Here is an 11,029-nt window from a genome sequence, read left to right as displayed (position 1 = left end):
GCGGCAATAGCGTATGCCGCCGGAAAGCAACAATGATCGCCTCCTCCTCGATGGAAAGCACGGTCGATTTGGCTTCCGTTGGGCCTGTCGGGAGATCGGCGACTGTCTCGCGCCCCTTCCACTTCGCGACGGTCTTTTGGTTGATCCCGTAGCGCCTGGCGAGCGCTCTCAGGCTCTCTTGACTATCTTGTATTGCTCGACGGATTGCCTCCGTCGTGGTGGCGCAGCCGTGTAAAACCTGTCCCATAGCGCATCCTTCGAATCGTGCGATAAGAATGCACCATCAAAGCTTGGGACTAAACACCTAGAGAGGCTGGTGGCCGCGAGAACAAGGGAGGAGACGCCGGATCCGGCCAAGCAGGACCGACCAAGCAGGACCGAATGAGCGATCGATGTCCTTGGTGCGCCCGCGGCAGAACCAATGGCGGGAACCCTAGAGCGCACCAAATCGGGCATGATTGCGTTCACGATCGGCCTTTGAAGCAAATCGTCGCGGATCTGGCGGCCCTGTTCAGCCGGTCACGGCACGTGCCGAACGGCCGCACGTGCGCTTAATGAGCGTTTAACGCTTTTGCGCAACAGATAGGACCACCAGCGCGGAATTAGTCCTAGTTACGAGTGCGAGCCGAGCTCCCGAGGAGGGGAATCGGATGGGACTGCTTTTTGTTGGAGTGCTGGCAGGAGTCTTGATCGGCTTTGGCTTGGTTGCGCCTTCCCGAGGATATTTCCTCGGGTGCGCGTCACAACCCTGTTTCGACAGGGTTGCCGTCGTCCAACCCGTGCAGCCAATGCCAGCGGCATCGGCGCCAGATCCTGCGATCGTCAAATCGAATTCTGCCCCCCCGGCAAGGTCCGGCAAGAAACCCCCGAAGAAGCGGGGATCGACCGACCTCACCAAAGCGGCAGCTCCGCGAACGAGGATCAGCGTCTCGCCATCCCAACGCCCCGCGGGCACATCAGATCCCGTCCTGGACAAGGCAAAGGTAACGATCGCGACGAGGATGGGGGATCCAGGATCGGTCGAATTTAGCGATATGAAGCGCGCAATGCGAAAGAACACGCTTGGACGCCCCGTGGATACGATCTGCGGGCGTGTGAAAGGAAGAAGCGCGTCAGGCAGCGAGACTGGAGATAGGCCGTTTCTGTATCTCGTGAAGGAGGATGAAGCATATGTCGTCGACGGCAAGTCAGGGTCGGCGGCTTCAATCGCGTATCGAAATATATGCAATTAGGGAATGCGTCGACTGCGTCACCGCGCGGTATGCGCCCAAATGATTTGAGCGGAAAGAATTTCCAGCCAAGCGCCAAGTGATCCCGTGCCAAGCGATCCCGTAGTGGATACGGCACCAACACTGGCGCTGTACTCTCGTAGTTACCGCATTCAGGACGAATGCAGCATCACGAGAGGCGAAATGGGAATATCGCGGAAATTCTTTTAACTTCGGGGAAATCATGCACGACATAGCGCACTCCTCAAAGCGGCTCAATGAATCCCTTCACTTGCCGGTTCTGGTGATCGTCGAGCCGGTCCTGTTACCTCGCACATGCATTCTGAACGTCCTCAGGCGGGAACTCGACGAACTTGAGATCCTTGACATGGCGACAGTCCAAAGCCTGGACTGCACGTCAGCCCGTGACGTTCGTCTGGTGGTGCTGAGTATCGCGGACAAGCCCATCGGCGATCCCTCGGTTGAGGACGATTTTGCCTTCGTTGCGGAGTGCTGTCCCAACGCCGCCGTTGTAGTCCTGTCAAATCATGACGACGAGCCGACCGTGCAGGCCGCGATGCAGCGGGGCGTGCGCGGCTTTCTTTCCACCTCGCTACCGATCGAGATCGCCATAGCTGGCCTGCGCCTTGTTCTCGTCGGCGGTGTCTACAGGCCGTTGCCCGTCGCCGGGATGAACAAAATGCCGGATTTCGAGCCGCCGGACGCGCGCGGGCTTGCGTCCGCATATCTGATCAACGAGGCAGCCAGGCTGGCTATCGACAGGAGCGTGGCCGATCTCACGCCTCGAGAGCAGCACGTTCTGGCGGAACTGGAACTCGGCCTGCCCAACAAGCTAATCGCCGCCAAATTGAACCTATCGGAAAGCACCGTCAAAATGCACATCCAGCACATCATGAGGAAATGTGCCGCCCACAATCGCACGGAAGCGGTCCTCCGTTGGCGCGGCCGGTTGCCCGCGCAGAGTCGCGATCTCGAGCCGGGCGCAGCTCTGACGACGGAGACCTAGTCACCTTAACCAGCATCAATCCTCTCTGAATGCACCGCGGAAGCTATCGAGCAGGGGCCTGAGTGCGTAAAGTGCGACGGTGCCGCGCCCTGTCGTGATGAACACTTCAACCGGCATACCGGGGACGATCCGGATGTCGTTTTCTGCGATCTGCGCGTCGTCGATCCGGATCCTGGTTGCGTAGTATGGCTGATCGGTATGCTTGTCGAGAAGCCGGTCAGCGGACACATGCACGACAGTCCCCTTCAGGCGCGGCACGCGACGCTGATTGTACGGTACGAGATGCACCTCGGCATTGAGGCCGGGGTGAACCACATCAATGTCCTCGGGTCTCAGGCGGGCGGTCACGATGAGGCGGTCTTGCCGGGGTACCAGGTCCATGAGCGGCGCACCCGCCCCGATGACGCCGCCGGCTGTATGGACCCGCAGGTCGGTTATCACGCCATCCTCAGGCGCCTTGACCTCTGTTCGCGATAGCTGATCCCTGGCCGCAAGCAACCGCTCGCGGAGCTGGAATATCTGGTTCTGCGCTTCACGAATCGACTGCGCGATCTCGTTCTGCCTGTCGCTCTCTAGCTTGAACAATGTCGCCTGCTGCTCGCTGATGACCTGCCCGGCGCGGGAAATCTGTGCGGTGATCTCGCCGCGGCGACCCTCAACGTCGGCCAGTTCGCGCTGAAGGTTCAGAAGTCGCGGCCGCCGTTCGAGTCCTTTGTTGACGAGGGTCGTGACCATGTCCAGTTCCTCCCGGACGATGTCGATTCGCTGCCTGGTAGCGCTCTCCTGGGCCCTGAGACCTTCGATCTCCTTTTCGACTTGAAGCCTTCGTTCGCGAATGACTGCAAGCTGCGACTCGTGAACCTGCCGACGTGCCTGAAAAATGAACTGCTGCGCCGACAGCGCTGCGGCGGCCACTCCATTCTGCCTGGTGTCCTGTTCCAGCGCGCTCGGGATCGCGATCCTTTCGAATCTCTGCTGCTCGGCCTGAAGCCGTGCCGCGCGGGCAATTGCATCCCACAACTGACCTTGAAGGCTTTGCACCTCCGAACCGGCTCGAGTGTCGTCCAGCGCGATCAGCATCTGTCCGCTTCGCACGATATCGCCGTCCGAAACCAGGATCTTCCTCACGATACCGCCTTCCAGATGCTGAATTGTCTTGCGGCTCGATTCTGATTCCACGACGCCGGACGCGATCGCGGCGCTCTCGAGCGGCGCGAGGCTCGCCCATGTGCCAAGCCCCACCATGAAGAAGGCCACCAGCAGATTGCCCGCGAGCATGATACCGCGAAGCCTCCGGCGCGGAGAGATCGGCGTGGGTGTCGAGCACCATGGATATTCAAGAGGCTCGAAATCATCGATTGCGGTAACCACGGCTCCAAGTTGTCCGGCCAACGGGGGCCTTGCAGGCGTTCGCATGACCTGGTCCCAGATCATGGGGAGTCTCGAGACCGCTGGAAGTTTCCCCAGATAGTGAGAAAAGCTCGAGATCATGGCGCAATCTGCGATGTAAGCTGGGGACGGCTCAGATGCCGTTCGAAAATTTCCTCGCTGTCGCCGAACGCGACGACCGCACCGTCTTCCATGATGGCGATCTTGTCCGCGGCTGCCAGCGGACCCATGCGGTGCGTAACGACGACGAGGATCACACCTGCGAGCTTCATGTGCTGGATGGCATCCAGCAGCATTCGCTCGCCCCCGTAATCGAGGCTGGCGTTCGGCTCATCGAGAACGACGAGGCGTGGACTGCCGAAAAAGGCGCGGGCCAGACCCAGGCGCTGCCGATATCCGCGCGAGAAGACTTTCTCACTGTGGACCACCGTGTCGTAACCCTGCGGCAGGCGCATGATCGCCTCATGGATTCCGGCGAGCTTGGCCGCTTCGGCGACCTTCCGCCGATCGGCGTCATCGAGGCGCGCGATGATGTCGTTGATCGTATCGCCGATCAGGTTGATGTCTTGGGGAAGATAGCCGAGATGGTGGCCGTTTCGGCCTTCGCGAAGCAGCGAGACGTCGGTATTGTCGAGAAGAACACGGCCATGCGTTGGCATCGACAGCCCGGCGATCACCTGGCCAAGCAGGGACTTGCCTGACCCGGACGGACCGACAATGCCGAGGCATTCTCCGGGCGCGAGCGTGAACGAGACGCCGTTCAGCAGAGGATGATTGGTCCCCGCAAGCCTCACGCCGACATTCTCGACGACGAGACCGCTCCGGGCTTGCCGCGGCGAAATCTCCGTATCTCGCTGCCCGGCGGCGGGGAATGCGGCGAGAAGCGCGCCGAGCCGCTGACAGGCGCTCGCGGCTGTCGCGAGCGACTTCCAGCCTGCGATCGCACTTTCGACCGGCGCGAGTGCCCGGCTGAACATCAGCATGGACGCGAAGATGATTGCCGGACTCTTCCCGTGATCGAGCACGAGCCACGCGGCGGCCCCCATGATCAAGACCTGTGATAGCGCGCGGACCGGCTTGGTGACCAGCATGACGATCTCGCCCCGCCGGATTGCCGCGTCGTGCTCCCTGCGCGCCTCCTGCGCGTCATGATGGATCATACGCGCAGCGCTATCGAGCATTCCCATGGCGCGGATCATGTGGATGTTGCCAGCGGCAGCCTGGAGGCGGCCGTAGCTTCTGGACAGTGCGGCGCCGGATCTGAGCAGAACGTCTTCCGTGACCAGATCTCCGACAAGGGTGATAGCGAACAGGAAGGCTACGCAGCAGGCACCGACTACGCCCAGCAAGGGATGGATGAGAAACAGGACAAGAAGGAACAAGGGCGTCCAGAGCGCGTCGAACAGCATCGGACATGCGCCAGACTCAATGAATTGGCGCAGCACGGTGAGATCCCGATATGTGCCGGATGCTTGCGTCCAATCGCTGCGAAACGCGGATTCGAGGCCGGCCGAAAGCACGCAAGGACGGAGCCGATCGTCGAGCCAGGCGCCAAGGCGCGCCAGCAGTGCACGGCGCAATGCATCGAACACCCCTCCGACCACCACCGTGATCGCGACAATGAGCGTGAGCAGGAGCAGTGTGTCGCCGCTCCGGCTCGACAAGACTCTGTCGTAGATCTGAAGAAGGTAGATGGAGGGAGCAAACAGAAGCAGATTGTAGCTGCAACTATACGCGAATACGAGACCGAGCGGTCCCGCGCAGGACCAGAGGGCCGCATGCAGTGGTGTCCGGATCTGCGGCAGGATGGGCATCTGAATGGGCGGCATCAGCATGATCGTCACCGCCTGAAATCGAGGTCCGACGCACTTGCTCGATGGTCGGCGTCATCAGCCAACGGCATCGGCGGGGCATTCGCTTGAACTCCCGGACCGGCGGCGGTGGCCACCGGTCCTGCCAGTCGGACGAACCGGTGGTCAGAGCGTATCGAGATGGAAGCTCACTTCTCCACCCAACGCGGCGTTGCCGTCTCCGCCATTGCCGCCGATGCCGGCCAGGACATCCTGATGCTGGTCCACCGTGAGCTTGTTGATCTGGGTGGCATCCGTATTGGCGTATACCTTGGAAGTATCATGGCCGCTGTAGGATTTCTGGCTTCCGTTCGACTCGGCGGCTCCGCCGTTGGCTTTCGCAAACAACGAGGCTGTCGCGTTTGCGCCGCCGGCGTCCCAATCCGCCTTCTGAGTCACGTGATCGCCGGTGCTCACATGCACATCGGCGCCTTCTGCCTTGTTGGTCGGATCGAAGTTGACCGTCGGCTTGCTGATGATAGCTCCCTTGAAGGTACCATCGCCGCCATTTCCGACACTTTGACCACCGGTGTTGATCGATTTGAATTCGATCGAATCCGAGATGTGAATCGCCTTGGGCAACATGTGAGCCTCCGTGCTTCTGTTGGCTGTCTCGCATCATCCATCCCGATCAGGCGGACGCGCGCGGCAAGTCTGATCCGCCCATGCGCGATGACGATAGATGTCAAATCGGACACCATCCGGTTCGGTCGATCTACGTACGAAAGTATGTCATTATTCCTGCAACATCCGAGCTCGAAACGTCAGGGGACGGTGCCTTTGGGTGAGCTCGTATGCACAGGGCCGCCTTCCGATCGGGCCGGCGCGAGCGGTTTGATGTTGCGCTATCCCATCAGGTGAAGGTCTGACAGAAGGTGGGCGGTAAGATCGCCGCCCAGCGCGAGATTGCCGTAGCCGCCGTCTCCGCCAAGTCCGGCGATCTGCACCGCACTCTGGTCGATGTGCACGTTGTTGACCTGATCGGCCAGGGCCGTCGAATGGGGACCTGCGATTGCGATGTTGATGGGTGCATAGATGGCGACGCTGACATCGACCAGGCTTCCGGCAAAATAGCCGTTGCCACCATTGCCTGCGCCGTTCGAACCGGTCGCAATCGTGTCGGAGCCTCCCCACAAGCCGTGGGAAAGAAGGCTTGCATGGCCGCCCGTCGCGGCGTTGCCATTGCCGCCGTGTCCGCCAATGCCGGCGATCTGAACTATGGATTGATCCACGTCGGCGTCATTCGTCTGGACCGAATGAACGTTGGAGCCATAGCCCGCGACTGCGATGTTGATCGGGGCGTACAGCACGAAGGAGGTATGGACGAGTCCGCCGTAGAACACGCCGTCGCCGCCATTGCCGGCCTGGCTTCCGCCCGTTTGAAAGTCCGAGACGCCCCCTCCGTTTGATCCCCAACTGGGGTCGAGCGTGATGATGCTGCCGCCGGCGGCCACGTTGCCATTTCCGCCACTTCCGCCGACGCCCGCGATCTGTATGGCCGATTGATCGATGTCGACGGTGTTCGATTGACTTGCATGCGCAGTGCCGCCCGGGCCCGCCACCGCAATATTGATCGGATGATAGATCACCACAGGAGCGTCCACCAACGCACCCGAGAAATAGCCGCTGCCGCCGTTTCCGGCGCTGTTGTCGCCGGTCGCGATCACGTTGAAGCCCGAGGAAGTACTGACGCTCCCTCCCGATCCAATGTTGTCATTGCCGCCATGGCCGCCGACGCCGGCCATCTGAAAGGCGGATTGATCGACATTCAGATTGTTGGACTGGCTGGCCAGGGCGACCGAGCCGTATCCCAAGCTTACCGAGATGTTGATCGGTTCATAGATCAGCACCGACGCGTGAATGATCCCCCCGTAAAAATAGCCATCTCCGCCGTTCCCGGCCGTGTTCGCTCCGCTCTCGACCTTGGCAATGTCCGTCCCGGGATGGGATGCGCCGGAAGCGGACGTGGTGGGATGCTCGGATTGAACCGGATGGGAGTCATGATGCTGGGTATGCGCGCTCGCCGGGTGCGCTCCAAGGCCTGCAAGTGGGCCGGTGCCATGAACCAGGGCAGCTCCGCCGACCGCGTCAGTCGCGAACGGGGCGCTCGGCGCAGGGCCCGGTTCATCGTCACCATCGTACCCATCGTGGTGAAGAGAGGCGTGATGCAGCCGGATTCCATCCGACATCCGTGAAAAATCCATCATAGCCTTCCTCATCGCAATCGCTCCGCGCAATCGGACGGGTTCTGCACTCCGGACAGAATGTCATCCAGGGAAGGTGGAAAGCCCAGCCGTCAGTTTGGATATAGCGCTTCGTGTGGGAGCCGTAACATCGGCTACATCCGTTTGGGTGCGGTTATAGCCCTCTGACTTCGTGCGGGCCGGGACTGGAAAGTGCGAATCCCCCTGCCGCTGAGCCGATTGGCCAGGGAAGGCCTCGCTTACACGAATGGTTTTCAGAGCAGATGTCGGACGATCATCGACCGCCCGGCGCTTTCGCTCGGCATTGGCTGGGCGGGCAGCTCGGCTTTGTTGACACTTCGACGAACGTTCGCTTTTCAGATTGTACGCGGGTTGCAACGAGGTAGAGGACACCGGCGATACACAGCGTCGCCAGGCTCGCGACTGCCACGCGCACCCCACCCTGAAGCAACAGCTTACCTAGCTCACGGATCATCATGTCGGGTGGAATAGACTTGAGTCGTTAATCGTTCGTAGGCCTGTGCCAATTATCGACCAGAGAGATGGTTATTGCGTTGCTCAACGTCGTGAGAGCTCGCGAGATTGGAAAAACAAGAACCGTCCAACCAGGTTCGTCCAGGCATGACAACGGAACGGACTGAGCGCGTATCTGTGGCGAAAACTGTGGCGGCGCTTTTTTGGCTTGTGCGGGACTGGCTACAACCCTTTGATCTCATTGGTGGGCCCGGCAGGACTCGAACCTGCAACCAGACCGTTATGAGCGGTCTGGTCGCCCTCTAAGCTTATGTTTTTTTAATGGTTTTCAGTCGCGTCCGGTAACAAAATCCACGTTTGTTCACGGTCAACCGGTCCGCAACCGGTCCGCGGGCTGGGCCTTAAGAACGGAAGGGGGGCGGGCCTTCCGCGTGATTGCGTCGGCCGCTCCGCGCAGGTGGTTAGGGTGATGATGGCCGTAGGTATCGATTAGAACCTTCACCGACATTCCCAGGAATCCCGCAGCTTCCCAGGGATCGACGCCGCGTTGCATGAGCCAAGTTGCAGCGGTATGGCGCAGAACGTGTGCCGTCACGTTGCCATCGGTAAGGTCGAGCCCTGCCACCTGGACGGCCCGGGCAAACGCATTTTTCACCGACTTAACAGGCTGGCCATTCCACTCGACGAAACACGTTCTGATTATCTTCTTGTCCACCCATCGTCGCATGTGAGCGAGCAGACGGTCAGGGAGGGGGGCAGGAGGCTGCCGCTTGTTCGTAGCGCGCTTACCGCGAGCAAGCCTGAAATAGATTCCGGCTCGTAGATCGACGTATGCGCGACCTTCTTCACGCTTGGGCGAGGATGCCGCAATTGCTGCGGCTCGGGTGCCGGTATACAGGCCGATCAGGATGAAACGAGCAACATGACGGAGCGTGTGCTTTTCCGTCTTGATCCTAATTCCCTTGTTCTTGCCGCGATGGATGGTCTGCTCCTCACGATGCCGCCAAGCCGCCCAAAGCAGCCGAGCAGCTTCACTTCGTTCGAGCCATCTTTCTCGTGCCGGCCCTTTTGGGGGGAGCATCACGTTAATCACCGCACGATGAAGGTTTTGTCTGGCGTGATGATTAATAGCAGCTCTTAGGTTCTCAAGGTCTCGACGTGCTCCGCCAGAATTGCCTCGGTGCTTCACGTAGCCGTCCGTTAGAGCCTGAGACATCTCGCTAAGCTTGCAATTGCCGAAATATTCGTTGAGCCTCCCGACGGAGGCATCGAACCGACGTTGCTGGAGCTTGTCCTCAAACTGATCGCGGCGGTCGGTGTGGTAAATAAGCAAAACATCGGCGAGTGCTATGCGATCTACATCCCTCATCGTACGTTCAGGGGCGTATTTCGCCGAGATGTAGTCGGCAAGAAAACGCTCTGCCGCTTCTGGCGGATGGACCTCAAATGGTTTTGCAACGCATCCGGTGGAAATGCGCTTGCCCTGATCTTTGACGACCCATAGCGCTTGCCGTCCTGGCTCCGCTGGCCGCTTCCAAAGGCGTGGTCCCTTGCTAGAGTTTGGCATGTTTCCAATTCAACACATTGTGGACGAATAACGGTACGTTCGCTATCATTTGCTCGGATTCTTGAGGCGGGTTCGCTGCAGACGTGCCCGCAACGCCTCCTGCGCCGATAATAAAGGCGCTGTGCTGGTGGAGTCAGATGGCCTGCTTGACGAGCCTTCTACTGCGGAGCTGGTTCCATATGCTTCCTTTGCGAGGCCGGTCTCTTTTGCTCGGACGCGGCACAGCTCTCTCATTTGTCTAATGTGCTCCAGGGTTGTGTAGTCCTTGCCGGCGACGCGCTCAACGACTAATCGGCCGCGGGTAGCCTCGCGCCGCAATCCCGAAGCCGTCATTGATCCGTCAGGAAACGCAAGCTTCGCGGCGAGCTCAAGTCGGATAGGTGCGCAAGGATCTACCGAGCGTAGCGTCTCGATTGTCGTTTCACTGACCACAATGGCCTGTCCGTTGGAAAAGCAAGCATAAATGCTCGCACACCACTTAGAGGCAGTCAGTGCCAATTGACAATTTCCTTTAGGACATTTTACTTTTCCTAACTAGGTCAAGGCCGCTTGCCGATTGATGCGTGTTGTTGAGGGCCCTATGGACAGTGATAGTACTCGTCCGAGGACGGCCGTCTTGCGAGTTTATCCGGTCTGAAGCTGACTGTCGGTATGGATATCCTTACTGATGGTCGCCAAGTGCGTCGGCTTGAAATTGTGGAGACTGGTCGGCGTCGGCGCTGGTCGGCTGCCGAGAAGCTGCGGATTGTCGAGGAAAGTTTTTCGGGTCCGCGGCTGGTGTCGGCGACAGCACGGCATCATGGGCTTTCGAAACAGCTTCTGTTTTCGTGGCGCAAGGCCTATCGCGAAGGACGGTTTGGCGGCTGTCAGGTGGGTGGATTTGTGCCGGCCCGGATTGTGTCGGAGGTCCAGTCGACGACGGAGCGTGCGGCACCGGCGGCGGAGCATGCCTGTTTACCAAAAGACTCGAGAGAGGAAGGTTGGCCATCGGTTGCCGGTGAATCGGTAACGATCTCTCCGGCGCAATTGAGCTATCTGTTGTCCGGGATCGATTGGCGCAACCCTCAAGAAACCCAGCGTCCGACGCGGGTCGGTTAGTCGTTTTGCAGGTTTGAATCTGCTGCTTGATCTGATTCAATGGCTTCGTGATATCAAAGCCGGACGATCTTCCATCGGACCTTGTCAGTGCCCTGGCGGCGCTGCAGGCCGAGCGTGAGGCGCGGCTGCGAGCTGAGGCGATGGCTGCCAGCGCGCAGGCGGAGCTGTCGAACAACGAGGCGCTGGTCGCGCATCTCGAGCTGCGGATCGAG

At 59.9% G+C, this 11,029-nt stretch carries 7 protein-coding genes and 2 pseudogenes; 3 read left to right on the top strand and 6 right to left on the bottom strand.

Features of this window, described 5'->3' with window-relative positions:
• Positions 1 to 247, bottom strand: a pseudogene (locus K359_RS0144260) (IS481 family transposase); the annotation flags it as partial.
• Positions 248 to 1,452: 1,205 nt separating this feature from the next.
• On the opposite strand from K359_RS0144260, the gene K359_RS0144255 reads away from it, so the two are divergent.
• Positions 1,453 to 2,235 carry a response regulator transcription factor gene (locus K359_RS0144255; RefSeq protein WP_029084823.1) on the top strand — a complete coding sequence of 261 codons (783 nt, stop codon included), beginning with the start codon at positions 1,453 to 1,455 and terminating at the stop codon, positions 2,233 to 2,235.
• A gap of 15 nt (positions 2,236 to 2,250) precedes the next feature.
• On the opposite strand, the gene K359_RS0144250 is transcribed toward K359_RS0144255, so the two are convergent.
• The 5 genes from K359_RS0144250 to K359_RS55605 form a co-directional block, all read right to left on the bottom strand.
• Complete coding sequence (locus K359_RS0144250) at positions 2,251 to 3,669, bottom strand: HlyD family type I secretion periplasmic adaptor subunit (protein WP_245284914.1); 1,419 nt, start codon at positions 3,667 to 3,669, stop codon at positions 2,251 to 2,253.
• A 53-nt stretch (positions 3,670 to 3,722) separates the two neighbouring features.
• Positions 3,723 to 5,459, bottom strand: coding sequence for a type I secretion system permease/ATPase (locus tag K359_RS0144245; protein WP_051346779.1), 1,737 nt, complete (start codon positions 5,457 to 5,459; stop codon positions 3,723 to 3,725).
• A gap of 141 nt (positions 5,460 to 5,600) precedes the next feature.
• Positions 5,601 to 6,059 carry a hypothetical protein gene (locus K359_RS0144240; protein WP_029084820.1) on the bottom strand — a complete coding sequence of 153 codons (459 nt, stop codon included), beginning with the start codon at positions 6,057 to 6,059 and terminating at the stop codon, positions 5,601 to 5,603.
• A 260-nt stretch (positions 6,060 to 6,319) separates the two neighbouring features.
• Positions 6,320 to 7,678 carry a hypothetical protein gene (locus K359_RS0144235; protein WP_245284913.1) on the bottom strand — a complete coding sequence of 453 codons (1,359 nt, stop codon included), beginning with the start codon at positions 7,676 to 7,678 and terminating at the stop codon, positions 6,320 to 6,322.
• 841 nt (positions 7,679 to 8,519) lie between these two features.
• Positions 8,520 to 9,719: a site-specific integrase gene (locus K359_RS55605; RefSeq protein ID WP_051346778.1), complete on the bottom strand. Its 1,200-nt coding sequence runs from the start codon at positions 9,717 to 9,719 to the stop codon at positions 8,520 to 8,522.
• A gap of 651 nt (positions 9,720 to 10,370) precedes the next feature.
• Here K359_RS55605 and K359_RS65225 point away from each other — a divergent pair.
• Positions 10,371 to 10,817, top strand: a complete 447-nt coding sequence (locus K359_RS65225; RefSeq protein WP_084518783.1) for a transposase — start codon at positions 10,371 to 10,373, stop codon at positions 10,815 to 10,817.
• 47 nt (positions 10,818 to 10,864) lie between these two features.
• Positions 10,865 to 11,029 (top strand): annotated as a pseudogene (locus K359_RS62460) (IS66 family transposase); the annotation flags it as partial.

This window comes from Bradyrhizobium sp. th-b2, assembly GCF_000426785.1.
Taxonomy (GTDB): Bacteria; Pseudomonadota; Alphaproteobacteria; order Rhizobiales; family Xanthobacteraceae; genus Bradyrhizobium; species Bradyrhizobium septentrionale.
The sequence above is the reverse complement of the archived record's forward strand: the minus strand, read 5'-3'. Positions and strand labels throughout refer to the sequence as shown.